The organism is Mucilaginibacter sp., assembly GCF_039925265.1.
GTDB lineage: Bacteria > Bacteroidota > Bacteroidia > Sphingobacteriales > Sphingobacteriaceae > Mucilaginibacter.
This window is the reverse complement of the sequence record NZ_JBDSZG010000042.1, coordinates 52,752-79,702: the sequence shown is the minus strand read 5'-3', so window position 1 is coordinate 79,702 and position 26,951 is coordinate 52,752. Positions and strand designations below refer to the sequence as shown.

At 44.3% G+C, this 26,951-nt stretch carries 22 protein-coding genes and 1 tRNA gene; 14 read left to right on the top strand and 9 right to left on the bottom strand.

Annotated elements, in window-relative coordinates; genetic code table 11:
* Positions 1 to 51: 51 nt before the first annotated feature.
* The gene (locus ABIX36_RS19605) at positions 52 to 453 is read right to left on the bottom strand and encodes a VOC family protein (RefSeq protein ID WP_348083867.1); all 402 of its coding nucleotides are present in this window, start codon (positions 451 to 453) and stop codon (positions 52 to 54) included.
* A 23-nt stretch (positions 454 to 476) separates the two neighbouring features.
* A complete protein-coding gene (locus tag ABIX36_RS19600; protein WP_348083866.1) occupies positions 477 to 917 on the bottom strand; it encodes a nuclear transport factor 2 family protein in 441 nt (146 codons plus the stop codon).
* 81 nt (positions 918 to 998) lie between these two features.
* Between ABIX36_RS19600 and ABIX36_RS19595 the strand changes: the two genes are divergently transcribed.
* Together ABIX36_RS19595 and ABIX36_RS19590 are read left to right on the top strand one after the other, a co-directional pair.
* Positions 999 to 1,493, top strand: coding sequence for a hypothetical protein (locus tag ABIX36_RS19595; protein WP_348083865.1), 495 nt, complete (start codon positions 999 to 1,001; stop codon positions 1,491 to 1,493).
* Positions 1,494 to 1,557: 64 nt separating this feature from the next.
* Positions 1,558 to 1,743, top strand: a complete 186-nt coding sequence (locus ABIX36_RS19590; RefSeq protein ID WP_348083864.1) for a hypothetical protein — start codon at positions 1,558 to 1,560, stop codon at positions 1,741 to 1,743.
* Positions 1,744 to 1,797: 54 nt separating this feature from the next.
* On the opposite strand, the gene ABIX36_RS19585 is transcribed toward ABIX36_RS19590, so the two are convergent.
* A complete protein-coding gene (locus ABIX36_RS19585; RefSeq protein ID WP_348083863.1) occupies positions 1,798 to 2,286 on the bottom strand; it encodes a hypothetical protein in 489 nt (162 codons plus the stop codon).
* A gap of 177 nt (positions 2,287 to 2,463) precedes the next feature.
* On the opposite strand from ABIX36_RS19585, the gene ABIX36_RS19580 reads away from it, so the two are divergent.
* A complete protein-coding gene (locus ABIX36_RS19580) occupies positions 2,464 to 4,620 on the top strand; it encodes a sensor histidine kinase (protein ID WP_348083862.1) in 2,157 nt (718 codons plus the stop codon).
* 21 nt (positions 4,621 to 4,641) lie between these two features.
* Here ABIX36_RS19580 and ABIX36_RS19575 read toward each other — a convergent pair whose 3' ends face one another.
* Positions 4,642 to 6,876, bottom strand: coding sequence for a tetratricopeptide repeat-containing sensor histidine kinase (locus tag ABIX36_RS19575; protein WP_348083861.1), 2,235 nt, complete (start codon positions 6,874 to 6,876; stop codon positions 4,642 to 4,644).
* Positions 6,877 to 6,992: 116 nt separating this feature from the next.
* Positions 6,993 to 8,483 (bottom strand): M28 family peptidase, encoded by a 1,491-nt coding sequence (locus tag ABIX36_RS19570; protein WP_348083860.1) that lies wholly within the window; start codon positions 8,481 to 8,483, stop codon positions 6,993 to 6,995.
* 265 nt (positions 8,484 to 8,748) lie between these two features.
* Between ABIX36_RS19570 and ABIX36_RS19565 the strand changes: the two genes are divergently transcribed.
* The 3 genes from ABIX36_RS19565 to ABIX36_RS19555 all read left to right on the top strand — a co-directional run bounded on the left by ABIX36_RS19565 (position 8,749) and on the right by ABIX36_RS19555 (position 11,833).
* Complete coding sequence (locus ABIX36_RS19565) at positions 8,749 to 9,609, top strand: OmpA family protein (protein ID WP_348083859.1); 861 nt, start codon at positions 8,749 to 8,751, stop codon at positions 9,607 to 9,609.
* Between the two features lie 180 nt (positions 9,610 to 9,789).
* Positions 9,790 to 10,911, top strand: coding sequence for an alpha/beta hydrolase-fold protein (locus tag ABIX36_RS19560; RefSeq protein WP_348083858.1), 1,122 nt, complete (start codon positions 9,790 to 9,792; stop codon positions 10,909 to 10,911).
* 64 nt (positions 10,912 to 10,975) lie between these two features.
* Entirely contained in the window at positions 10,976 to 11,833 is an 858-nt protein-coding gene (locus ABIX36_RS19555; protein WP_348083857.1) for an alpha/beta hydrolase-fold protein, read from the top strand.
* Positions 11,834 to 11,996: 163 nt separating this feature from the next.
* Here ABIX36_RS19555 and ABIX36_RS19550 read toward each other — a convergent pair.
* Positions 11,997 to 12,073: transfer RNA gene (locus ABIX36_RS19550), tRNA-Pro, on the bottom strand.
* A 247-nt stretch (positions 12,074 to 12,320) separates the two neighbouring features.
* On the opposite strand from ABIX36_RS19550, the gene ABIX36_RS19545 reads away from it, so the two are divergent.
* From ABIX36_RS19545 to ABIX36_RS19525, 5 genes are all read left to right on the top strand, one after another.
* Positions 12,321 to 15,650 (top strand): hypothetical protein, encoded by a 3,330-nt coding sequence (locus ABIX36_RS19545; protein WP_348083856.1) that lies wholly within the window; start codon positions 12,321 to 12,323, stop codon positions 15,648 to 15,650.
* Complete coding sequence (locus ABIX36_RS19540; RefSeq protein WP_348083855.1) at positions 15,628 to 16,074, top strand: ATP-binding protein; 447 nt, start codon at positions 15,628 to 15,630, stop codon at positions 16,072 to 16,074. The genes ABIX36_RS19545 and ABIX36_RS19540 overlap by 23 nt, the downstream gene beginning before the upstream one ends.
* Complete coding sequence (gene ybeY, locus ABIX36_RS19535) at positions 16,074 to 16,499, top strand: rRNA maturation RNase YbeY (protein WP_348083854.1); 426 nt, start codon at positions 16,074 to 16,076, stop codon at positions 16,497 to 16,499. The genes ABIX36_RS19540 and ybeY overlap by 1 nt, the downstream gene beginning before the upstream one ends.
* A 45-nt stretch (positions 16,500 to 16,544) precedes the next feature.
* Positions 16,545 to 17,060: a glutathione peroxidase gene (locus tag ABIX36_RS19530; RefSeq protein ID WP_348083853.1), complete on the top strand. Its 516-nt coding sequence runs from the start codon at positions 16,545 to 16,547 to the stop codon at positions 17,058 to 17,060.
* Positions 17,061 to 17,177: 117 nt separating this feature from the next.
* Complete coding sequence (locus ABIX36_RS19525; RefSeq protein ID WP_348083852.1) at positions 17,178 to 19,292, top strand: prolyl oligopeptidase family serine peptidase; 2,115 nt, start codon at positions 17,178 to 17,180, stop codon at positions 19,290 to 19,292.
* Positions 19,293 to 19,376: 84 nt separating this feature from the next.
* Here the strand turns inward: ABIX36_RS19525 and ABIX36_RS19520 are convergent, their stop codons facing one another.
* Genes ABIX36_RS19520 through ABIX36_RS19510 form a run of 3 tightly spaced genes read right to left on the bottom strand, consistent with a single transcriptional unit; the run spans position 19,377 to position 21,719 of the window.
* Entirely contained in the window at positions 19,377 to 20,162 is a 786-nt protein-coding gene (locus tag ABIX36_RS19520) for an MlaD family protein (protein ID WP_348083851.1), read from the bottom strand.
* A complete protein-coding gene (locus ABIX36_RS19515; protein WP_348083850.1) occupies positions 20,159 to 20,941 on the bottom strand; it encodes an ATP-binding cassette domain-containing protein in 783 nt (260 codons plus the stop codon). The genes ABIX36_RS19520 and ABIX36_RS19515 overlap by 4 nt, the downstream gene beginning before the upstream one ends.
* A gap of 1 nt (position 20,942) precedes the next feature.
* On the bottom strand, positions 20,943 to 21,719 hold the full coding sequence (locus ABIX36_RS19510; protein WP_348083849.1) for an ABC transporter permease: 777 nt from the start codon (positions 21,717 to 21,719) through the stop codon (positions 20,943 to 20,945).
* 452 nt (positions 21,720 to 22,171) lie between these two features.
* On the opposite strand from ABIX36_RS19510, the gene ABIX36_RS19505 reads away from it, so the two are divergent.
* The 3 genes from ABIX36_RS19505 (at position 22,172) to mnmG (ending at position 26,872) form a co-directional block, all read left to right on the top strand.
* A complete protein-coding gene (locus ABIX36_RS19505; RefSeq protein WP_348083848.1) occupies positions 22,172 to 22,825 on the top strand; it encodes an NAD(P)H-binding protein in 654 nt (217 codons plus the stop codon).
* Positions 22,825 to 24,690 (top strand): ABC-F family ATP-binding cassette domain-containing protein, encoded by a 1,866-nt coding sequence (locus ABIX36_RS19500; protein ID WP_348083847.1) that lies wholly within the window; start codon positions 22,825 to 22,827, stop codon positions 24,688 to 24,690. Before ABIX36_RS19505 ends, ABIX36_RS19500 begins: the two co-directional genes overlap by 1 nt.
* A 319-nt stretch (positions 24,691 to 25,009) precedes the next feature.
* On the top strand, positions 25,010 to 26,872 hold the full coding sequence (gene mnmG / locus ABIX36_RS19495; protein WP_348083846.1) for a tRNA uridine-5-carboxymethylaminomethyl(34) synthesis enzyme MnmG: 1,863 nt from the start codon (positions 25,010 to 25,012) through the stop codon (positions 26,870 to 26,872).
* Positions 26,873 to 26,951 lie beyond the last annotated feature (79 nt).

The window sequence follows — 26,951 nt, the reverse complement described above, 5'->3', positions numbered from 1 at the left end:
GCCTTATTTCTATATGGTTTGAAAGAAATTTACTTATTAGGAAATGGTCGGTTATGCTCCGGCATCTTCAATTACCGATAGAATATTGCCTGCAGGATCTGTAAACCAAGCAATGCTTGGGCCACGTTCGCCTCCATCGCCGCGGGAAATGTTGTTTTCGTCGGTTTTTAAGTATTCCGAATCGTAGCTTTCAAACGCAACGCCTTTTGCCTTGAGCCCTTTAACCGCCTCGTCGATATTTTTTACCAGAAAGTTATGCACGGTGAAGGTTGCCGGGGAGTGGTTCGGCTTGGGGTAAATAATAAAATGCCCGCTTCCCGTCGTCACCGTAAGGATGTTCCCCATTTTTTCATTCTTCTCTACCGGCAAACCCAATGCTTCCCTGTAAAACTGTTCCGCTTTCTCAATGTCGTTCACCGAGAAACTGCCAAATGCTTTTGAATCTTTTAACATGATGGTTTTTATTTTGTTATTGGTTATGGTTTTTGGTTGAACAGCGCTTTACCGTTTTCCATATCTATTGGTTCGGAAAGGTGCTCATGTACGACGAGCCACCTGCCGCCCACATTTTTGTAACAGGTAGTAACCCGGTACCACATGTCCTGTTCTTCGCCCTGCACACTTGTACCCCAGGTACGCATCAGGCAATGGCTGTATGCAATGTTGCCGCTTGCCGCTACCTCCACATTGGCAACCTCCTGATTAATGTGACCCGTGTAGCCCGAAAACCACTTTTGCAGCCGCTCTTTCAGTCCGCCGTTATTTTGCAGCGGCGGGGCAAGGTCAAAAGTTATCACATTGCCTGCATATCGGTTTAAAATGGCATGTTCATCACGGTTATAAATGGCTACTATCTTATCATCTATCAATTCCCTTATTTCCACTTCGGCAGTAAGGGCGGTTGTTGCATTGTCCATAAAAATTCAGTTTGATTTAACGGCATTTATAGGATATGACCCTGCAAAAGTGCTGCCAATTAACTGACAAATAAAGTATTATTGCGCCAGCCTATAGGGGCAAATGCGGCATTTTTACACGATTGCCAAAATATCGCTATATTTACGCTGGTGATCAAAAAAGTGCCCATATCGTTATTCTTAAAAAGCAGGCTAAAGAGCGTGCTGCTTGTTACTGCCTTCCTGGTAAGTTTTTTTGCCGTGTTGGGATCTGCCAGTGCAACCAGTGCTACGCTAAATTCGCAACAAACCACGCAGGCGTTTTTAAAATGGGCTGTTATCAAGAAGAGCGCGGGCTATCAGCGCTTTTTAACATCGCTCTACAAAAACAAGCATCAGAACATTTCCAGTTTACAAGCCCTTGCTACAGCGGGCCGTTGTTTCGATTCTGGCGTCAACATCCGCATAAAAACCCAATTGGCCTTTTTCGGGCTTATCAAAGCTAATATTACCTTCCCGGTTACCCATCAATATTACACTGCCGACAATTTTTCTACTGTCAATTCCGGAGTAGCACTATACTCCTACCTCCATTGATATCGTTTAATTTCTGAAAAGATGGTTACGCTCTGTGCGTAAACCATCTGCATTTCTTTTCCGAATGAAAAAATTCAAGAAAATAATGCGGCTTTGCGGGCTTGTGTTATTTTTACTATTAGCCGTTGGGGGCGTCTCCCTCACCGGCGCAGCCCCAACACGGCCGCAAAATCGCGATAGCTTTTTAACAGAACAAATAGAAGACGAGCGGGAGGAAACCGATGAGCCGCTTAACGAAAATTTCTACTAATAAAAAAGCCGGCCGGTATAAATACCGGCCGGCCACTTGTTAATTATGATGAGATTAGTTGATCTCGTAAATGGTTGCTGTTATCTTTTGGTCCGGGTCGGAGGTGGTTGATTTAAGTATTACCTCGGGGATGGTTACCTTAACTTTTCCACCGGTAATAGTGATATCTACATCAGTATCTACGCCAATATAGCCATACGCTTTACCGTTGCCGCCTGCCGATAGTTGAAACTGCTTGTCGGTGGGTGTGCTGCCCAGGCCTACCAGGGTGTATTTACCACTTGCAGTTGGCGATGTTTTAAAAGAAAGGTTTACCGTATTTACAGCCGGGTCGGCCCCAACGGGGATCTTATCTGCAAAGATAATAAGGGTTGATGGCGTACCGCCACTTGTTAGGCCTTTGTTGGTGAAAGTAACCGTGTGCTTGGTGCCACCCAGTGTCCAGGTGTTGTCGCCGGTTGGGGTTGGGTCACCGCTGCTTTTTGTACATGAGGCAGTAAGTATGATAACCGCCGTACTCATCAGGAAGAATAATTTTTTCATGGTTTTTGGTTTTAAGCGTTGTTGTTCTACCATACAAAAAACCGAGTTTACCCTCATGTCTTCAATAACTCATATGTAGTATTTTACGGGCAAAGCGCATAATATTTCTTAAATTACTAAATTATTGCGTTTATAGATTTATATTTAACACACTAATTATCAACCGTAACCCAAGCAATGAGCAGCCATTATTTAACCTTTTTAAGGATTATGACCTATTGCGCCTGCTGTTTTGTGGTTGCCCCGGCCTTTGGCCAAAAGGGCAAGCCTTCAGATGCTTCATTTTACGCCGATTCGATAAAAGTGAATACTCTTATTGTTGAAGGTAAAAAGCTTGCAACTGCTTTTGATAAAAAAGCCCCTGATAACCTTTTAGTGGCCATCAGTATCTGCGAAGGCAAAAGTCATCCCTACTTTAAACAACAACAAATACTGGGCTTTATGGCTATAGGGCCATACTACCTGTATAAAGGCCGGCATGATAGCGCTGCTTATTTTTATACCCGCCTGATGCAAACCGGCGGCGGAATGGCAATTGCGCGCGCCAACCTTGGTTTTGGCAATATTGCCGATTACAAATCAGACTATGAGACCGCCATCAGTAAGAACATGCTGGCGCTTAAATACTTCGAATCTATTAAGGATACCAGCGGTATGGCGGCGGCATCCGGCAATATCGGCAACTCCTATATCCGCCTGCGGCAATATCAAAAAGCGGTGGGTCTGCTTACTTATGCAGTAGATATGTTTACCAAAAAGGGCATGAAAAGGCAGGCTGCAAATAACATGGGCGGGTTGGCAAGAGCCTATAAAGGTTTAGGCAACACGCAGAAAGAGCTTGAGCTAAAACTTAAGGCTTTCAACATTTTTAAGGCGGAGGGTTACAAAAAAGGGATGGCTACGCTCGGTACTAACCTCGGCGTGTTTTACAGCAATAACGGGCAACAGGCCGAAGCTGAAAAGTATTATAAAATAGCGTTAAGTAACAGCTGGCAAATTGGGGATAATGGCAATATTGGGTTGTTATACAACAACCTGTCAGACTTTTACCTTAAACAAGCAAAATACGATGCCGCCATGCTCTGTGTAGATTCGGCCTGGTACTATTCGCAAAAAAGCGGCGACAGGCTGGCCCAGGCCGATGCTATGCTTGGTAAAGCCATTTTGCTGCACTTGCAGCGCAAGCATGTAGAAGCCGAAAAATATTCTGAACGGTACATTGGTATAAAAGATTCTATCTACACCGATAAGATGCAGGGCAAGGTGGCCGAGATGGATGTACAGTACCAAACCGAAAAAAGAGAGAACCGCATTGCTTTTTTAAATGTAGAGAACACCAACAAATCGTTACTGCTTAAAAACAGTATGCTGCAAAACAACAAAAACCAGCTGCAAATAACCCAGCAAACACAAGCATTAATTATTAACCGGCTGCAATTAAAAAACAAGGATCAAATACTCGTTAACGAACGTCTTGATGCCGAAAAAAAGGAGCAGAACATCAAATCACTTCAGAAACAATCGCGGATACAGAAACTGGAGTTAAATAATAAGGCCCTGCAGGTAAAAGACAGAAACCTGGCCATTAGTATTATCCTGATAGTTATTATTGCCGGGGCATTGTTAAGCTACTTGTTTTATAATCGTTACAAATTAAAGCAAAAAGCGCTTTTACAGGCCGAGATGCTTCACCAGCAGGACCTGTTAACCAAAGCCGTTTTGGATGCGGAAGAAAAAGAGCGCCAGCGGATTGCCGGCGACCTGCACGATGGCGTAGGCCAACTGTTTTCGGCAGTAAAAATGAACCTCACCGGTATTTTTGACCGCGTGGCCCTCAGCCGCGACGAGGACCGTTTTTTGGTTGAAAAAACCCTCGCGCTTGTTGATGAAAGCTGTAAGGAGGTAAGGGCGATATCGCACCAGATGATGCCCAATATGCTGTTGCGATCGGGCATCGCATCTGATATAAAAAGCTTTATTGAAAAGATAGATGCCGAAAGCCTGAAAGTTACCCTTGATGCCAAAGGGTTTACCGATAAACTGGAAAGCAATGTAGAAGTGGTACTTTACCGTGTGATACAGGAAACGGTTAATAACGTGATCAAACACGCTAAAGCAGATAAGCTGGACATCAAGCTAACCCGAGACGCAACCGGGATTAATGCTGTGATAGCGGATAATGGCGTTGGGTTTAACACCGCGCTTAAAGACGACTTTGGCGGCATTGGTCTAAAAAATATAGCCACCCGAATAGAATACCTGAAAGGCACAATTGACTATTTTTCTGCAAGAAATAAAGGCACCACCATAAAGGTTTGGGTGCCGGTGATGTGATAAAAAAGCATCCTTTTAAACTTACGCCACCACCCTATTCTCTACCGACACTGAATATAGCGGTATGGTGAACGAAAACTCTGTGCCTATGCCGGGTTCGCTGGTTACCCATATTTTGCCGTTGCACTTTTCTACCAGGTCCTTACAGAAGAGTAAACCCATACCCGTGCCCAACTCATTGTTAGTGCCGGTTTTGCTGTCCACCTTGCTTTTGAATAGCTTGTCGGCCTGCTCTGCGGGCATGCCCATGCCGGTATCTTTTATGCGCACCAAAACGGTGTCGTCATCCTGCACGTCTGAGAACACTTCAATAGAATCGCCCTTGCCGGTAAATTTAATGGCGTTGGTAATGAGATTGCGGAGGACAATACGGATTGAATTTGGATCGGCAGATGCCGACAGGCCTTTTGGAACATGGTCTATCAGCTTAACGCCTTTTTGTTTGGCAGCGTCGTGGTAGTTTTCTACCTCGTACCTCACAACATCCTTTAAGGAAAATGTGGTTACCGAACTTACAAAGCTTTCCATCTGGCTGTTGATCCAAAAGAGCAGCGTATCCAGGAAATCGGAAGTGTACTCCAGTTTTTTCAACACGGATGGGATCATATCCAGCATTTCCTCGTGGGTAATGGTATCATCCTGCAGCAGATCAAACATCCCGCGCAGAGTGCTTAACGGCGCGCGCAGATCATGTGCGAGGATGGATATCAGCCTGTCTTTTAGTTTATTCAGCTCATTTAGTTCGTTGGTTTGCTCATCCAGGCTCGCCTTCTGCTTCAGCACCTCGTAATTCTTTTCTTCCAGCTTCGCGTTTATCTGTTGCTGCCTGCGCCTTTGCATGTAATAATTTGCAAGGATGATCACCATTGCCAGGATAATGATCCCAAAGATAATATTGATAGAACGCTGGCTGGCTATTTTTTGACGGTACAACAGAGTTTCTTCACGCTGCTGCTCCTGTAGCTGGTGCTCTTTGGTTGCAAAATCAAGATCGTAATTATAAGAGGTTAGCTTTTGTATGCTCTCGTTATCCTTCAGTTTGGATTTCATATCCATGTACTGGTTAAGGTAAACATAGGCATCCTTAAACTTGCCCAGGCCGGCCAACGTTTTACTCAGCTGTAACGATGCGTTGGCCCTTACAGATAAATTACCCAACCGGATAGCCAGTGCCTGCCCCGCCAAGGCGTGCTCGTATGCTTTGCTATACTCTTTTTGCAAATTATATGCTGTGGATAAGCCTATAAGCGCATATGCCTGGTTGTAAACGTACTTATATTTTTTAGATAACAGTATAGCGGTATCCAGGTAATTGACGGCAAGCTGCCCCTTGCCCTGGTAAGCGTAGCAAAGGCCCAGATCGGTATAAAGGGAGCACAATCCATCAATATCCCCCTGGCTTTTGGCAACCTTTAGCGAACTTGACAAATAACCAATTGCCTTACCGTATTCTTTCTGCGCCAAAAGCACCTCGCCAATATTTTCGTTTACAGTGGCGATGGCCTGGTAGTTTTTTGTCCCCTGGAAAAGATTGAGCGCCTTTTGGTAATGCTCGAGCGCCTTAGGATACACCTCCATGTTTTGCAGCACCAGCCCAATATCGTTATACAATTCGGCCGATGGCCCGCTGTAGCGGTTTTTTACAGCTATAAACAGCCCCTTGTAGTAAAAATCGAGCGCTTTGGATAACTCTCCCTGGCTATAGTAAACAACGCCTATGTTTTTGTAATTATCGGCCAGTGCCTTTTCGTCCTTACTGCGCAGGTTGATCTGCAGCGCGAGATTTAAGTAAACCAGAGATTGCCTGTAGTCGGCAAGCAGGGTGTACATTCGCCCAAGCGACACGTAGCACATACTAAGCCCCTTGTCGTTTTTTAAGCGCTTAAATATCGTTATAGCTTCATCAAAATCTTGCTGCGCTTTTTCAGACCGGCCTTTAAAATAGTTTACGTGGCCGGTTTGCAGCAGGCCATTGGCAATGCCTTCGTCGTACTTTATTTTGCGGGCCAGTTCAATCCCTTTCTGGCCATAGTAATAGGCACTGTCCGGGTTCGATTGGAAATAATCGGCCGCAAGTTTATTCATCCGGTTTATGGTAACCGTGTCCGTTGTCGCCTGGCCATCTAAAGAGATGCCTATTAAGTTTTTTATGCTATCCACATGAGGATTGCGCACCCCTGCAAAAAGCGAGGCATTGGTAAACGCGCATATAAGGGCAACACCAAACTTTAACTGGCGTATATGTTTGAGGGGCATGTATTTAATTTAACTCCGATTGCTTGTTTTATACGAAAAATGCCGTAAAAAAAGTTTTCGATAAGATAAATAAAAAAATGCAAAATTAAACCATTCGGACCAAAATTGCTAAAAACCTATTTATTAGCCAGGTTCCAGAGCGTTGTAAAGGCCAGTTGCGTTTGTTTGGTAAGCAACGCATAGTTTATTTTATCGGGGGTATCGGTTGGTTTGTGGTAGTCGATACAAAAACCGCAATCTATCCTTATAAACGGAACGCCTTTTAAATAAAACGAATACTGGTCTGAACCGGTCAGCCTCCGCATCATGTATTTCGGGTTTTCATAATAAGTATCCAGGGTAAGTTTAGTTGAGGCATCATTGGCTGTGTATAACGCATCGCGCAGGCCCCGGTTAAGGGTGTCTTTTACCAATATGTATGCATAGTTGGCGCTATCGGGCATCTGGTGGTTTAGGTGGATGGTATCCGGGCGGCCAAACATATCAATATTCAATACTGCATAAGTCTTTTTCATCTCCTGCAGCGGGTGGTCCACGTACCAGGCCGAGCCAAGCAATCCCCTTTCTTCGCCGGTAAAGGAAGCAAACACAATTGTGCGCTTTGGTTTTAAGCCAAGCTTATTTGCCCGGTTCATCATCGCCGCAACCTCCATTATAGCTACGGTACCGCTTGCATTATCCACCGCTCCGTAATAAGTGTCTTTCCCGTTTACGCCATCGTGATCATGATGGGCGCTAATGACAACGCTTGCCAGCGAGGTGTCGCTACCTTTTATAACGCCGATAACGTTTGGTGCGTGGGTTTCTTTAAATTGCCGGTAAAGCTCCACGCTTACGATCGTTTTCAGCTCGCGATACTTTTTCGTGCCAGGATTAATGAGCGTGCCGTCTGGATTTGCGCTCAGGTGATCCGGTGCCAGCATCTCTTTCATGCGTTCGGGGGTTAAAGCAATTTCGGGCAGCGGTGATATCTCGCCAAGGCCCGGAGCGTGAGGCTGCACATACTGCTGTATAAACCGGCGCGATTGCTGCCTCTCGAGTATTTTAGGAATACTCGGTCCGCTCCAGATAATGGCGAGCGCACCCCGTTTTCGCAGGATTTGTTCCAAGCTGTCTATACCCACCCTCATCAATTTACTGGTAATTATATTGTTTAATACCACGGCCTTCTGTCTCACTTCCATTTGCGGCAGATCGCGGTAAAGGCTATCCACATCTACATGATCAGCAAGTATCACATGTATCTTTTTCAAGTCTACAGGTAAGCCTGGGTACAATTGCCATCCGTCAAAAACATCGTAACGCTTGTTTTTGATGGTAAGTGTGGCTTTATCTTGTTTAAGCACCGCCGTGATAGATTGAAAATACGATCGTTCTCGGTTATAAGGGGCCAACAAGCCACTTGCCCTGTACGATGCCGCTACATAATTAGCCGCAAGCGTATCTCCAGGGCTTCCCATGGCCCGGCCTTGCAATTTATTACTCGCTAAGTAGTAAAGGTTTTTCTTCAGATCGGCCGTCGAGCAGCTGTTGGTAATATTTTCAATGGTTTTTTGCTGGGCCATACAGGCCGTGCCGCAAAGCATCAGGAACGTTAATAAGCGCATGTACTAAATAGTAGGCAGTGTTTTAATAATGAGGTAGTTGTGGGGCTAATTTATTAAAACATTTTTAAAATCCAACAGTACCGGTTGTTAAAGATAACCCGGCGACTCCCCGTGATCCTCTTACGCCCTCTTCCGCAACAAATGCATTCCCGTTTAACAGCGCAATTTATTTAACCACAAGTATAGTTTTGGCTAAAGTAAAACTATATAGCATTTTATTAGTTAAGCTTTATTGTTAACTAATTTGATATCAAAAACATACATTATGAAACTTCACGTAATTATCCCCGCGTTACTAATTGTGGCAGCAATGACACAAAGTTGCGTCAGTTCCAAAAAATATAAAGAACTGGAAACCAATTACAGTTTACTCGATAGCAATAACCGCGACCTTAAAAGCAAATACCTAACCAGCGAGCAAAATCTGGCGGTACGTACCGGCCGCGTAGTAAGCCTGGAAGAGCAATTGGCATCTGAACGTGCAAATGCAAAACAGCTGCAGGCCGCGTTAGATAAATGTTTAACATCCGGTAGCCAGGGCAATGTTAATATCTCTAAACTGGTCGATGAGATCAACAGCTCTAACCGCTATATTCAGCAATTAGTCAACGCCAAAAACAAAAGCGATTCGCTTAACATGGTACTTACCAACAACCTTACCCGCTCGCTTAGCCAAACAGAGGCACAAGGTGTTGATGTACAAGTGCTGAAAGGAGTGGTTTATATTTCGTTGTCAGATAATATGCTTTACAAATCGGGCAGTTACGAAGTATCTGACCAGGCAGGTGCAACATTGAGCAAAATAGCGAAGATCATAAAAGACTACAGCACCTACGATGTATTGATAGAAGGTAACACCGATAACGTGCCAATCGCTCAAAAGAATATCCGCAACAACTGGGATTTGAGTGCGTTAAGGGCATCCTCTGTGGTGCAGGCCTTGCAAACCACTTATCAGGTAGACCCAAAACGCTTAACCGCAGGCGGCCGTGGCGAGTATAACCCTGTTGCAGATAACGCTACCGAAGCTGGTAAAGTTAAAAACAGGCGCACACAAATTATTATCACACCAAAACTTGATCAGTTTATGGAGCTGATAAACAAAGCACCAGAAAAACAACAGTAGTAGATAGAGGATCGTTAGACGAAAAGCGGCGGGCCAGTAGGCCCGCCGCTTTTGTTTTGTATTGGGATTGCAAATACCCCTATTTTATTGCTTAAATTTATACTGCCTTTCCGGGCAATTATAAACCAGTTATATCGTGCATCAGGCTGGTGTAACTGCCTTTACCTTAAATCAACCTAAATGAACACAACTAAAATAATTAATCGCGCAATCGTGTTCGGCATGTTGCTTGGCGCGATCTGGAATGCAACCCCGGCGATTGCCCAGGTACCGATCCGCGACCCGCATACGCCGGGTTATGTTGTGGCTACGGAACTACCCGATGGAACCATTCCTTCGGCCAGCGCAAACGGTAACTTTATTATCGGCCCCACACATGATGCCGCACCAGAATCGATCATGCAGGATAATGTCCCGCAAGGAACTGTATACCGCTTTACCATCGATTCGAAGGACAGCAAAATTTATCCCGGCATTGCCCGGGAACCTAAAACATTCGGAACTGCAGATCCGGCGAACCCGGCAAAATTAATTGTTACTACAAGCCATCCGGATCCGTATAGCAGGCAGATAGCCGTGTATGTTCCGAAACAATATGTTGCGGGTACCGCAGCGCCATTCATAGTAGGTGCTGATGGGCCCGACGATTTGCTTTTTACGGTATTGGATAACCTGATTGCCGAAGGCAAAGTGCCCGCGATGATCGCTATTTCTATCGGGAATGGCAGCGGCGACGCCCAGGGCAGCCAGCGCGGTTTGGAATATGATACTATGAACGGCGTATATGCCGAATTTGTTGAAAATGAAATACTGCCTTTGGTGGAAAGTAAGTACCAGGTAAAACTAACCAAAGACCCATCTGGCCGCGCAACCATGGGCGGCAGCTCCGGCGGGTCATGCGCGCTCATCATGGCCTGGTACCACCCGGAGCTATATCACCGTGTGCTTACCTATTCGGGGACCTTTATAAACCAGCAATGGCCATACAACCCCAAAACGCCACAGGGCGCCTGGGGATTTCATACAACCCTGATCCCCAAAAGCCGCCCAAAACCATTGCGGATATGGATGGAGGTGGGCGACCAGGACCTGTTTAATCCAAACATCATGCGCGATGACATGCACGATTGGGTAGCCGCCAATGAAAACATGGCAAAAGCCCTTGCGGTCAAAGGCTATCAATACCAGTTTGTTTTCGCCCGCAACGCCCGGCATGTTGATTATAAAGTAAAAAAGCAAACACTGCCCGAAGCACTTGAATGGCTTTGGAAAGATTACCGCCCGGCTCAGAGTGCAAAATGATTACGAATTTATTCGGTAACAGGAACACAATTCCAAGCCAATGCAACCGTTTTAATTATACAATATGACATTTGTAAATTATTTCTTCAGATACTTTACTATTTCGCTCCTGTTTGTCGTTTCACAGGCGAACGCACAGGATACAAAGCCCTATAAATATCCACAAAGTGATATTATAACAATTCATTCCAAAGTTTTGAATGAAGACCGTAAAATTTATATTCATTACCCTAAACCCGACTCAACAAATTTAGACCAACGATTCCCCGTGTTGTATTTAATGGATGGTGAAAATCATTTTGAACTGCTTGCCCAGTATGCCGATTATCTTAGCCGACCAGATGTGCTCGCAATACCTAAAATGATAATCGTTGGCATACCTAATACAGAACGAAGAAGAGACTTAACGCCCACAGCGAGCATAACTGATTATTCCGGCAAACCCGATTCCAGTAATTTAACGAAACCCAGCGGAGGAAATGAAAATTTTTTGAAATTTATCACCACTGAGTTAATACCAGCCATTGACAAAGGCTATAAAACGAAACCCTATAAAATTCTTGCAGGGCACTCTTTCGGCGGGCTTTCATCTATTAATTGTATGTTGACGCATCCTGATATGTTTGATGCTTACATTGCTGTCAGCCCATCATTTTGGTGGGACAATAAGTATCTTTTAAAATTGGCCGACAAAAAGCTAGAAAAAGGATCTCCTTTAAACAAAATGCTGTTCTATAGCGATGGAAATGAAGGGGGTAGTTCCTCTTTTTTTCATTTAGATTTATTGACGTTTGATTCCTTGATTTCAAATAAAAATTTAACCGGTCTTAATTATATGTATAAACACTATCCAACCGAGACGCATATGACAGAGCCGATTATTGCTTATTTTGAGGCATTAAGATTTATTTTTAAGGAATGAATGCGTGCAAGTAAATGTCTCCGCAGGTATGCTGCAAAGCGTATAATCAGGCATTGCAATCACATTGGTTTCGCTTTATTTGGGTTTACTTGAATAACCCGGGTTTTAATAAAACAAAAGGCCCTGTAAATGATGAATTTACAGGGCCTTTATAGTACACTTCTGGTCGGGATGAGAAGATTCGAACTTCCGACCTCCAGCACCCCATGCTGGCGCGATACCGGGCTACGCTACATCCCGAACAATTGGGGCTGCAAATATATAATCTGGCCAAAATAAAACAATGCGTTTAGCCTATTATTTACAGCGGTATTCTAATTTATACCCGTAAACAGACCCGCTGTTTGCGGTTTCTGTCATAGTAGCAACGTTTCCTACCGAATTGGTTGTTTATACAATGTACTCTGCATGTCACAAAAAAAGTCTTTTACATATTAATTAAACTGTATTTTCGTTTTATCCGGTACATTGGTAGCTTAGCCATTTTATGACACCCGCTGAAAATTATGACCTGTTGATCGATAAGATCAACACTTTTATTCGCAAATACCATTATAACAACCTGCTGCGCGGGCTGATATTTGTGGGCGCGGGTATATTTTCGGCTTATGTTGTTATTACCCTGGGCGAATACTACGGCAATTTTAATACCACGCTACGTACCATCCTTTTCTACTTTTTTATTTTACTGAATCTCGGTTTGATCGCCTGGTTGGTGCTTCCGCCCCTCCTGGCGCGCTTGCAATTAGGCAAAACACTCACGCACGATCAGGCGGCAGAGATCATCGGCAAGCATTTTCATGATGTAAATGATAAACTGCTGAACACGCTGCAGCTAAAAAAACAATCGCTCGATAATGCCGAGCACCGCGATCTGATAGAAGCCAGCATCAATCAAAAGATAGAAACCCTGAAGCCGGTAAGCTTCCCCTCGGCGGTAAACATTCGCGAGAATAACAAATACCTAAAATATGTTATTCCACCTGCGGCCATTATTTGCATCATCGCGTTCGCGGCACCATCTATATTAACCGAAAGTACCAAAAGACTTATCCGCCATAACGAGTATTTCGCACCGGTTGCGCCGTTTCAATTTGTGGTAGCGAATAAAGACCTCTCCGCGGTTCAGGGCGAAGATTTTAAGCTGGATTTGAAACTAACCGGCGATAAACTCCCCTCAGATGTTTATGTGGAAACCGCGAGCAACACCTTTAAGCTGGATAGGGAGAATATCAGCCGCTTTCATTACTTGTTTACCAACCTGCAGCAGAACACCATATTTAAGCTTTCGGGCAATGGCTTTACTTCTGTTCCCTACGAAATTAAGGTAAACCTTAAACCCGTTTTGCTTCATTTTGATGCCGAACTAAACTATCCCGCCTATCTCCATAAAAAAAACGAGTTGGTTGCCAATGCCGGCGATCTCACCCTTCCCGCGGGGACGGTGGTAAACTGGCAGTTCCATACACAAAATACAAACACGCTGGAGTTCCGCATCAACAATAATAATATAACCATTCAGCCGTCGACAACCGATGTTTTTGAGCACCGCGAACGGGTCCTAAAAAACACATCCTACAATGTTAGTCCGCTAAACAGTTCGGTTAAACGCAGCGATTCTGCCAGTTACCGCATCAGCGTGATTGCCGATGAAGCCCCTTCAATAGAAGTGCAGGAAAAGCCTGACAGCGTTAGCCTTAAAGCCATTTACTTCAACGGAAAAATACAGGACGATCACGGTTTTTCTTCCTTAATCTTTCATTATAAAATTGGCGACAAAGCCTTCACCAAATCAGTTAAGGCCGATCTATCGGAAACACAAACAGGCTTTTTCCATTTTTGGAGCCTGAAGGAAACCGGCATACAGCCCGGCGATGTGGTTACTTATTATTTTGAAGTTGCCGATAATGATGGTGTTAGCGGTCCCAAGATTACCCGCTCGCCCGAACGGACCTTAACCGTACCGGATGCCACCGCTTTGGCCGAACAACTAAATGCCAGCACACAAGCGGTAAAAGACAAAATGGCTTCGGCGGTAAAGCTTGCCGCGCAGATAGAGAAAGACGCCCAAAAGCTAAACCAGGCGCTGCTTGATAAAAACAACCTCTCCTTTGATGAGAAAAAACAGGTTGAAGAGCTGCTGCAGAAACGCAAGGACCTGGAAGGGTTGGTAAAAGACGTTCAAAAGGAAAACAAAAAGAACCTGTATAACCGTCAGGAAAACTTTAAACAGAACGAAGAACTGCTGGAGAAACAAAAGCAGATAGAAGACCTGTTTAATAACGTGCTGGATGAGAAGACCAAAGATATGCTGGAGAAACTGCAAAAGCTGTTAGACCAGGATCAGAAGGATTCTACACGCGATGAACTCTCCAAAATGCAGAGCGACAATAAATCTTTAAAAAAAGAGCTCGACCGTATGTTGGAGCTTTATAAAAAACTGGAGTTTGAACAAAAACTTAACCAGGTTATTAACCAGTTAGACCAATTGGCCAACGACCAACAGCAGCTTGCCGATAAAACCCAAAAGGATGGCAATAACCAGCAGGATCTGCAAAAACAGGAAAAACTAAACAAGGATTTTGATAACGTTAAAAAATCCATGGACGATCTGCAAAAAACCAACGAGCAGAACGGCAAAAAGGAATCTTTTGAGAACCCGGAGAAAGAGAAGCAAGCCATTGAGCAGCAGATGGAGCAAAGCAGCGATAACCTGAAAAAGGAGAACCGCAAGCAGGCATCCAAATCGCAGCAATCTGCCGCTAAGCAAATGAAGGAACTTGCCCAAAAAATGCAACAACAGGAGGCCGAGGGCGAGGAAAGCGAGAACGCGATAGATGCAAGGCAGCTGCGCGAGTTGTTAAAATCGTTGGTGAACAGTTCTTTTAGCCAGGAAAAACTGATACAGCAATTGCGCAGCACCAACCCATCAGACCCAAACTATACCAAACTGGCACAAAGCCAAAAGGATATTAAGGATAACCTTAAAACCGCCGAAGATAGCCTGTATTCGATAAGTCGCCGCGTTCCGCAGATCCAATCAACGGTTAACAAAGAAGTTACGGCAATCAATTCAATGATCGATCAGGCGCTGGAAAAACTGGGTGACCGCCGTACCGCCGAAGCCTTACGCAATCAGCAGTTTGCCATGACATCTATGAACAACCTTGCCCTGTTGCTAAGCGACGCCCTTAGCCAGCTGCAAAAGCAAATGAACAAAAGCAAGGGCGGCAAGGGTAAAAGCGGGCAGCCATCCTTATCGCAACTAAGCAAAATGCAACAAAAGTTAAATGAAAACATGCAAAAGGCTCGCGAACAGATGCAGCAGCAGGGTCAGCAACAAGGACAACAGCCGGGCAAAAGTGGAAAGCCGGGACAGGGGCCTGGCATGAGCGAACAGCTGGCACGTTTGGCCCGCGAGCAACAGTTAATAAGGCAAACCCTGCAGCAAATAAGCCGCGAGCAAAAGAAGGATGGAACGGGGCAGGCCGGCGGTTTGGACAAAATTTCAAAAGAAATGGAACAAACTGAGAACGATCTCGTAAACAGGAGAATTACCGATGAAGCACTAAAGCGGCAGCAGCAGATACAAACACGTTTGCTTGAGGCCGAAAAGGCTGAGCAGCAACGCGAACAAGACCAAAAAAGGGAGGCCCGCGCCGCTACAGATATGCCTCCCGGATACATTAAAGCCCTGCAAAATTACGAGCAGGTAAAGGCAAAGCAAACAGAACAGCTTAAAACCGTTCCATCGGCACTAAATTTGTACTACAGGCAAAAAATAAAACTATACTTTGATCAACTTAATGGTAAATGATATGGAGCAGGCAAACGTTCAAACAGGACGATTATACACACTACAGCTTCCGTCTAAGTATGAAAGCATAAACCTGCTGGAGGCTTTGATAGAGGAAATTGCAGATAAGTACCAGGTGAGCGATGATACGTTTGCTAACATGATGACCTGCCTTAATGAAGCCGTAGTGAACGCTATTGTACACGGCAATAAGCTTGATGCCAACAAAATGGTTATAGTAAATGCCGAAGTTGAAACCAAACGTGTGGTATGGACCGTTACCGACCAGGGGGCCGGATTTGATTATAACAACCTTGCCGACCCAACCGCGCCCGATAAATTAGAAGAACTCACCGGCCGTGGCGTATTCATTCTTAAACACCTTGCCGACCAGTGCATTTTTAACGCCAGCGGCAATGAGGTGGAACTACATTTTAAAATATAATGCCCGCTATAACTTTTTTCGAAGAAGGCATCAGCTATAAACTAAAAAACAAAACCGCGGTACGCAAATGGCTAACAGATACCATTGTTGCTGAGGGCTTTAAGCTGACCGAACTTAACTACATTTTTTGCTCGGATGAGTACCTGCTACAAATAAACCAGCAATACCTGGATCATGATACCTATACCGATATCATCACGTTTGATAATTCCGAAGAAGAGGGCATCATCGTAGGCGATATTTTTATCTCCATAGAGCGGATAAAAGAGAACGCTGGCAAGTTTTCCGTTACCGAAGCACAGGAACTCCACCGGGTAATGGTACATGGCGCATTGCATTTATTAGGGTATAAAGATAAATCTGCCGCTGATAAGAAAAAAATGACTTTAAAAGAAGATCATTATTTGGGCGAAAGAACTTTTTAATCCTACTTTTACAGTATAAATTATTCATCTCCAATTTTTTAACCAATGAAAACACTTGCATTAATACTTACGCTGATGTTTGTAACATCTGCCCCCTCATCTGTATATGATTTTAAGCTAAAAACCATCGATGGTAAAAACTTCTCGCTTAAAAAATACAAGGGAAAAAAAGTACTGATCGTTAACACAGCTTCTAAATGCGGATTCACCGTACAATACACAGATCTGCAGAAACTTGCGGAGCAGTACAAAGACAAATTGGTTGTTGTTGGTTTCCCCGCAAATAACTTTGGCGGCCAGGAACCGGGTACCGAGCAGGATATCAAGACCTTTTGCCATGATAACTTTAACGTTACCTTCCCGATGAGCGGCAAAGTAAGCGTTACTGGTTTGGATATTAACCCATTATTTAAATTTCTGACCACTGCGGATAACCCTGATTTTAAGGGCGATATTAAATGGAACTTTGAGAAATTCCTGATAGATGAGAATGGTAACCTGATACACCGTTACCGTTCGGCCACAAAACCGCTTGATCCTGCGATCACCAGCGCGTTATAATCCAACAAAGCATTTTTTAAAGGCTGTTCCCGTTTCGGAGACAGCCTTTTTTGTTATTATACGCCCAACGTTTTAAGCTTTTCCACCTATATTAGCGATAAACCTTTTTGCGTCAACATGAAAAAAATCATCCCATTGCTGGCCATTGCCCTGGCAACAGCCAGCCTCACAAAAGCACAAATGACTATTAAAACACTCCCGTACCCCCAAACAAAAAAGGGTGATATTACCGATACGTACTTCGGCACCTCTGTGGCCGACCCATACCGCTGGCAGGAAGATGACCGTGCCGAAGACACCAAGGCCTGGGTTATTGCCGAAAATAAGGTTACACAAGATTACTTAGGGCAGATCCCCTTTCGCGAAGACATCCGCAAACGCCTGGAGGTATTGTGGAATTATGAGAAATATAGCGCTCCTTTCAAAGAAGGGAAATACACCTACTTTTATAAGAACGATGGTTTGCAAAGCCAATCGTTACTATACAGGCAGTTGGGCGAGGGCAAGCCGGAGGTTTTCCTGGATCCTACAAAATTCTCTACGGATGGTACCACTTCGCTGTCCGGTATCGACTTTTCTAAGGATGGCAGCCTTGCAGCTTACCAAATCTCCGAAGGCGGGTCCGACTGGCGGAAGGTAATCGTTATTAAAACAGCCGATAAAAGCATTGTTGGAGATACGCTAACCAACGTAAAGTTTTCGGGTATTTCCTGGTATAAAAATGAAGGGTTTTATTACAGCAGTTACGATAAACCAAAAGCCGGCAGCGAGTTAGCGGGTTTAACGCAATACCATAAATTATACTTTCATAAGCTCGGCACACCGCAAGCCGAAGATAAAATGATATTCGGTGGCGATGTTACACCGCGCAGGTACATTGGTGGCGATGTAACGGAAGATGAGCGCTACCTGGTTATCAGCGCGGCTACATCTACCACCGGTAATGAGTTATACATCAAAGACCTATCAGCACCAAACAGCCCGATAGTCAATATCGTAGATAATTTTGAAAAAGAGCATCGCGTGATAGATAATGTGGGAAGCAAGCTTTACATCTTTACCAATTTTAATGCACCAAACTACCGCTTAGTAACTGTCGATGCTGCGAACCCAAAACCCACCAATTGGAAAGACTTGATCGCGGAAACTCAAAATGTATTGGGTATATCAACCGGAGGTGGTAAAATTTTTGCGGAGTATTTAAAGGATGCTACCTCATTGGTGAAACAATACGATATGAATGGCAAATTTGAGCACGATATCGCGTTACCCTCTGTTGGTACAGCGGGTAGTTTCGGGGCGAAAAAACATGAGACAGAAACTTACTACAGCTTCACATCCTACATATATCCCAGCACTATTTTTAAATATGATATAGCAAGCGGCAGATCAACCGTTTATAAAAAATCGGGGGTGCAGTTCAACCCGGAGTTATACGAATCCAAGCAGGTATTCTATTCCTCAAAAGATGGTACAAAGGTGCCAATGATTTTAACCTATAAAAAAGGCACGGTGCTTAATGGCACAAACCCAACTATGCTATATGCTTACGGCGGCTTCAGCGTAAGCCTTACGCCCGGGTTTAGTACCTCCAATATTGTTTTGCTGGAGCATGGTGGTATTTACGCGGTACCAAACCTTAGGGGCGGTGGCGAATACGGGGAAAAATGGCATCTCGCCGGCACTAAAATGCAAAAGCAGAACGTATTTGATGATTTTATAGCCGCAGCACAATATCTTATTGATAACAAATACACCTCCAAAGAACACCTCGCTATTGCTGGTGGTTCTAATGGCGGGCTGCTTGTTGGTGCGGTTATGGCGCAAAGGCCGGATCTTTGCAAAGTAGCCTTCCCTGCGGTTGGAGTAATGGATATGCTGCGTTACAACAAGTTTACGGCAGGTGCCGGATGGGCATATGATTACGGCACTGCCGAAGATTCTAAGGAAATGTTTGAATATCTGTACAAGTATTCGCCTTACCATGCTATAAAACAGGCCGATTACCCGGCAACTATGGTAACCACCGCAGACCATGACGATCGTGTGGTACCCGCGCATTCCTTCAAGTTTGCATCCCGACTGCAGGAAATGCAAAAGGGTGCGGCACCCGTACTTATTAGGATAGAAACCAAGGCCGGGCATGGTGCAGGCAAGTCAACCGCACAAGTAATAAACGAGCAGGCCGATAAATGGGCTTTCATGTTCCAAAACATGGGCATAAAATATTAGCCCGATGTTCCATGTGGAACATTCATAAAAAAGACGCGCTCATAAGAGGCGCGTCTTTTTTATAATCCATTGATTATGCGACTGTTAGTTGCCTTTCTTAGCATCTTCTGCCGCTTTCTGCTTTACTTTTAACTTATCTTCCTGCACTTTTTTGATTGAATCTTGTTTTGCTTTTTTAGCTTTCTCTTTTTTCTTAAAAAACCCTCTCAGCAAAAAGTTATGCTGGGCGGCCTGCAGGTCTTCGTTGAGGGTGGCGGTAGTGGCATGTACGCCTTTCATGGTGGTTTGGGCCTGTTTCACCGTACCTTCCAGGTCGCGGGCAATTTTATCGTTGTTAAGCAGGCGGCCTATACTGCCTTTGCCATTGTTTACTTTGGCCACAATTTCGGCCAGGTTGCTGGTTAGCACCTCGGCGTTATCTGCAACTTTGGTTAGCTTGGTTATTATCCTATCTACATCCACCGGGTTCACGGAGGTTAGCTCATTATCATCGCCAATTTCTTCTGTGCTGGTAACACCGCCGGGGGCTATTACCACCAGTTTATCACCCATCAGCCCATCGCTGCCGATGCTCATTTTAGAATCTTTTTTGATGAATTTTTTAACCGACTTATTCAAGCTCAATTCTACCCTTACCGAGCTATCGGTAACAATATTGATGCTCTCCACCACGCCCACATTAATACCTGCGAAGCGCACGTTATTACCTACGGTAAGCCCATTTACGTTTTTAAAGGTTCCGTATACATTGAAGGTGGAGTTGAACAGGCTTTTTTGATTGCCTATAAAAAATACAGCCAGCAGCAGTATTACAAACCCGACGACGGTAAATACCCCTATTTTTATTTTTTGTGATGATGTGGTTTTCATGTTGTTTCGTTAAAAAATGATCTTACCAGTTCGTCGTCAGATGATTGCAATTCATCGAACGAGCCTTCGGCTATATATTCTCCATCGTTCATGATCACTACACGGTCGCCGGTTATTTTGGCGCATTCCATGTCGTGTGTAATAATGATGGATGACGTTTTATATTTCTTTTGCATATTCAGGATCAGTTCGCTTATCTCGCGCGAAGTAATTGGGTCTAAGCCGGTTGTGGGCTCATCGTAAAGCATAATTTCGGGCTTCACGATCATGGTACGCGCAAGGCCCACCCGTTTTCGCATCCCGCCGGAAAGGTCCGATGGCATTTTATCTATCGCGTCGAGCAATCCTACACCATCCAGTACCTCTTCTACCAGCTGGTCTATCTCTGCCTTGTCCCTCATTTTTAACACGCGGGTAAGCGGAAATTCGAGGTTCTCGCGCACGGTCATAGAATCGTACAAAGCTCCGCTTTGAAAGAGGAAACCGACTTTGGTGCGAAGCGCTTTCAGCTGCTTATCGCCCATATCAGCCACTACATCGCCAAATACTTTTACGGTACCTTCGTCGGGGTTTAAAAGGCCAACTATGCACTGTATTGTAACCGATTTACCTTGTCCCGATTTGCCTAATACCACCACATTCTCACCGCGTTTTACTTTCAGGCTAATATCCTTCAGCACCTCATTGTCGCCAAAGGATTTGGAGATCCGTTCTATATCCACCACAACCTCATTTGGATCATGCTTTTGCTGCGCGGCTTGGTTCTTCTGCTCTTCCATGTTACCTGTAGAATAAAATACTGGTGACTTGTACAGCAAAAGCATCTATTACGAAGATCCAAAGCGAGGCGGTTACAACGGCAGAATTTGCTGCCAGGCCCACGCTTTCGGTACCTTTATTAGAATGAAAGCCTTTATAGCAGCCCACAAAGCCTATCGCGAAGCCAAAAAATATGGTTTTAACTAAAGCCGGTAAAAAATCGATGAACTCCAACGAGGAGATACATTTATGAAAGTAAAGCGAAAAGCTGAGATCATCGGTAAAATTCAAAGCCAGGAAACCACCAAATAAGCCAATTACATCGCCCATTAAAGCAAGGATAGGCACCATTATGCTGGTTGCCAGTATGCGTGTAACCACGAGGTATTGCATAGGGTTGGCCCCCGATACTTCCATCGCGTCTATCTGTTCCGTTACCTTCATACTGCCCAATTCGGCGCCAATACTCGATGCTATCTTACCGGCGCAGATGATAGCGGTAATTACAGGCCCCATTTCGCGGATGAAGGATACGGCGAGTGTTTTTGGCAGCATGCTTTCGGCACCCATATCAACCATAGAGGGGCGCAGTTGAAGGATGAGCACCAAACCCATGATAAAAGAGGTGAGCCCAACCAGCATAAATGATTTGTAGCCGATCTCGTAACACTGCCGCACAAATTCCGACCACTCAAATCCACCGGTAAAAATATTACGGAAAAAACGACTGAAGAAAACGCCCTGTTCGCCAACGCCCTCCATCCATTTTTTGTACCCGGTTAATGCTTGTTCTGCCATAAAATTCTAATTACTTGCCAGTTATAAACAATTGGTTTTGTATTTGTTTGGGTTGGGCTATTATTTAACTCCGGCTTAAAAACTTATGCTAAACAAGAAAGTAGCTGCGGACGAAAAGTTATAACTGGTTGGGAGATTAACAGCGGACGAGGGTAATTGTTTACTGGCCTATTTGTGGCTTAGGTTCTTAGCGATCAACGCATTTCTTCAGTGTTCAGATTTTAATCTTCCCCGCCTGTCTTGTGTCCAAAATGTGATTTCCTGTCAGACCTTCCAACAGATTTTTTTATATATATCTGATTATTACATGGTTATAAATTAAATTCGGCTTTAATCTGTTTCCATCGTCGGTCTTTCTATTTTCCAATCCCCTATCTTTTACACAACAAAAACATACCGTTTATAACCACTATATTATTTATGCGTATTTTTGCGGTTTAAACTGGCCATCAATGGAATATAAGGCAATTATAGTGGGTGCAAGCGGGCTTGTAGGCGATAAACTGCTTACGGTGCTGCTAAACCATGCCGAATACGACGAGATATTGGTTTTGGTGCGAAAAAAATTGCCGATGGAGCATAAAAAACTGGTGCAATTGGTGATAAACTTTGACGATCTGCCTAAATACGCGGCATCGTTAACCGGCCATGCGGTTTTTAGCTGCCTGGGCACTACCAATGCCAAAACGCCGGATAAAGACCAGTATCGCAAGATAGACCATGATTATCCTTTGCAGATAGCAGAATTAGCCAAGGCTAACGGGATTGAACAATTCCACCTGGTATCTGCTGTTGGCGCCAATGCCGGCTCGTCTACCTTTTATTTAAAGCTGAAAGGTGATTTAGAAGATAGTTTAAAAGCGGTCGGTTTAAAAAGCTTGCATATCTATCAGCCATCTATGTTATACGGTGGCAGAAAAGATCAGCGCACTTTGGAAAACGCCTTAATTGGCCTTTTTAAGGTGATAGACCACCTGATGATAGGCGGCTGGCGTAAATACCGCAGCATAGATGCCGCTACCATTGCAAACGCCATGTTCCGTAATTCGCTGAAGAGCGCACCGGGAATACATACATATACATTTGATCAAATAAAGAACGCTTAGTGAGTACATACATTTCGGCCGAGAATTTGGGCCATTCCTTTCATGATAACTGGTTGTTTAAAAACCTAACTATTGGCATTAACCGCGGCCGCAGGGTCGCTTTAGTGGGCATTAATGGTGCCGGCAAGTCTACTCTTTTAAAAATTCTGTCAGGTTCGTTAAAACCCACAGAAGGCAAAGTGGCACAAGCGCGTGACCTTAACGTTGGATATCTGGAGCAAGATCCGCATTTTAAAAACGCCGTTACCATCAGCGATTACATCTTCCATGCTGATAATATACAGCAGCAATTGATCCGCCGTTACGAGGAGTTGTTGGAGAACGACCCGGATAATATGAAGGAGATGGACAAGATAATGGAGGAGATGAGCGACATCGATGCCTGGGATTATGAATACAAGATAAAAACCATTTTGGGCAGGCTGGATATTCATCACCTTAACCAGCCTATCAACACGCTTTCGGGTGGTCAAAAGAAACGTTTGGCCTTAGCTAAACTGCTTATTGAAGACCCCGAAATCTATATTTTAGATGAGCCTACCAACCACCTTGATATTGATACTATTGAGTGGCTGGAAAAGCTATTAACGGAAGGCAGCAAAACCATCCTCATGGTTACGCACGACAGGTACTTTCTTGATAACGTTTGTAACGAGATTTTGGAAATAGACCGCGGTAAGATCATCCCCTACGTGGGAAACTATGGTTACTACCTGGAAAAGAAAGCCGAGCGCGAAGCGACCGACGAAGCCACTTTCCAAAAAAACTCACAGTTATTAAAGAAAGAATTGGAGTGGATGCGCCGCCAGCCAAAGGCAAGAGGAACCAAGTCTAAATCGAGAATTGACTCTTATTATGACCTGGAAGCCAAAACCAAGAACAATGGCGGCAAACAGGATGTAGAACTGAGCGTGAAGATTGCGCGGCAGGGAAACAAAATAATGGAGATGCACCATGTTACCAAAGGCTTTAATGGCAACACTTATATAAAAGATTTTAATTACGTTTTCAAAAAAGGCGACCGTATTGGCCTTGCCGGTAAAAATGGCAGTGGCAAATCCACCCTCCTTAACTTAATTACCGATGGCTTAAAACCGGATAGCGGAGAAGTTGTAAAAGGCGAGACCACTGTTATCGGTTACTTTAATCAGGCTGGTTTGTCTTTTAAGGAAGATGAACGCGTTATAGACGTGGTAAAAAACGTTGCCGAGTTTATTACCATGGCGGACGGTAAAATGATATCCGCCTCTGCCCTGCTCACATTGTTCCTGTTCCCGCCTGCTAAGCAATACGGCATGATAGCCAAGTTAAGCGGTGGCGAAAAGAAAAGGCTTCACCTGATGAGCATCCTAATGAAGAACCCCAACTTCCTGATATTGGATGAGCCTACAAACGATTTGGATATTGACACGCTGAATGTATTGGAAGAGTTTTTAACCACCTATCCCGGCATCCTTATGATCGTATCGCACGATAGATATTTGCTGGATAAAATGGCCGAGCAGCTGTTTATTATGGAAGGCAATGGGGATGTGAAGGTTTACAACGGCAACTATTCATCGTACAGGATAGAGCTGGAAGAAAGCAAACAGGCTAATAAAAAGCCTTTGGCTCCTACCCCAATACAAGTAGAAGCACCGAAGAAAGCCAAGTTGAGTTTTAAGGAAGAAAAAGAATTTGAAGGTTTAGAAAAAGAGATAAGCGATATTGAGAACAAGCTAAAGGAAACAACCGATGAGCTAAACACTATCAATATAGAAACGAAAAAACTAAACCAGCTTACAGATAAAATAACTTATTTAAATAAGCAGCTTGATGCAAAAAGCATGCGCTGGATAGAGTTATCTGAGCTGAAAGAAGCATAAGATGAAGCTATCTGACGTTATTGCATCTACGGGTGTTATTATATTATTAGCGGCTTTTTTACTTAATTTATACAAGAAACTACCGTCGCACAGCCGTTGGTATAGCGGAATGAACTTTATAGGAGCGGGCTTGTGTGGGTTATCATCCTACATAATCAGCTTCTACCCTTTTGTGGTTTTAGAGAGCATTTGGGCATTATTTGCCCTTTATTCGTTCATTGTTCCACGTGGAACATTTACCAACGAGAGCGAATAATGTTCCACGTGGAACATTAAAAATTGATATTAAACAATGTTCCATGTGGAACATGGAGGTTATATGTTTAAGAAATATAATGTAATAGTTGTTGGTGCAGGTCACGCGGGCTGTGAAGCTGCGGCTGCTGCAGCCAACCTTGGTTCGTCGGTTTTGCTGATAACCATGAATATGGGAACCATTGCGCAAATGAGTTGTAACCCCGCCATGGGCGGTGTTGCCAAGGGGCAAATTGTGCGCGAGATTGATGCCTTAGGTGGCTATTCTGGTATCATTACGGATAAGACTTCTCTTCAATTTAGGATGTTAAATCTCTCAAAAGGCCCCGCTATGTGGAGCCCTCGTGCCCAAAGTGACAGAGCAAGATTCGCTGAAGAATGGCGTATTGCCCTGGAAAAAACGCCCAATGTCGATTTTTGGCAAGATACCGTTACCTCGTTATTGGTTAAAGGCAATACCATTGCCGGTGTAAAAACATCCATAGGTGTAGAGATAGAGGCCGACTCTGTTGTGCTCACCAATGGAACTTTTTTAAACGGCGTTATCCATATTGGAGAGAAAAAGTTTGGTGGAGGCCGTTCGGGCGAAAAGGCGGCAACCGGCTTAACCGAGCAATTAATAACCCTTGGCTTTGATAGCGGCAGAATGAAAACTGGTACCCCTCCCCGTGTAGACGGACGAAGCCTGAACTACTCTTTAATGGAAGAGCAGTGGGGGGACGAAGAACGCGGGCGTTTTTCTTATACCAATGTTGAACTTGCTAAGGACCAACGCTGCTGCTGGATCACCTACACGAACGCTAAAGTACACGAAACACTAAAAGAGGGCTTTGAGCGTTCGCCAATGTTTACCGGGCGCATCAAGGGTTTAGGTCCGCGTTATTGCCCATCCATTGAAGATAAAATAAACCGCTTTGCCGAGCGCGACCGTCACCAGATCTTTGTAGAGCCCGAAGGATGGAACACTTGCGAGATCTATGTAAACGGTTTCTCTACTTCATTGCCAGAAGATGTGCAGTACAAAGCGCTTACCCAAATACCAGGTTTCGAAACAGCGAAAATGTTCCGCCCGGGTTATGCTATAGAATACGATTACTTCCCGCCTACCCAATTGGGCTTAACCCTGGAGACGAAACTCATCAGCAACCTGTACTTTGCCGGGCAGATAAACGGCACCACCGGTTATGAGGAAGCAGCATCACAGGGCTTTATTGCAGGTATCAACGCGCATCAAAAAATAAACGATAGGCACGAACTGATCCTGAAAAGGTCGGAGTCTTATATCGGCGTATTGATAGATGACCTGGTAACTAAAGGCACCGAAGAGCCATACCGGATGTTTACCTCAAGGGCAGAGCATCGCTTGTTGCTTCGCCAGGATAACGCGGATATCCGCCTTAGTCCGATGGGCCACGATCTGGGCCTGATCAACGACGAGCGCTTAGACAAGGTAAATCAAAAGATTAAAAACTCGGATGACATCGTTGCCTTTACCCGCAGCAAAAGCGTTGATCCCGCCGCTGTAAATAACCTGCTGGAAGAGTTAGGTACCAGCCCGATAAACCAAAGCGCTAAACTGTTCAATTTATTAAGCCGCCCGCAGATTGGAATTAAGGACCTTAAAAGCATCGACCCTACCCTACAGGACAAACTCTCGGCCTACGATAAAGAAACTATTGAGCAGGCTGAAATAAAAATTAAATATGAGAGTTACTTTATAAAAGAAATGGAAATTGTTGAGCGGATGAAAAAAATGGAGGACAGAGAGATCAATCCCGAATTTGATTACAGCCAACTGGTTTCACTTTCTAAAGAAGCTCGTGAAAAATTGAAAAGGATAAAACCACGCACTTTGGGCCAGGCATCCCGCATTTCCGGTGTTTCACCGTCGGACGTATCGGTTTTGATGGTTCATGTGTCGAGATAGATTATAATTGGCTGTAAATCAATTATTTATAAAATATCGTTTATAAAGCATTATTTCAAATTTTTAATACCAGCGTTCA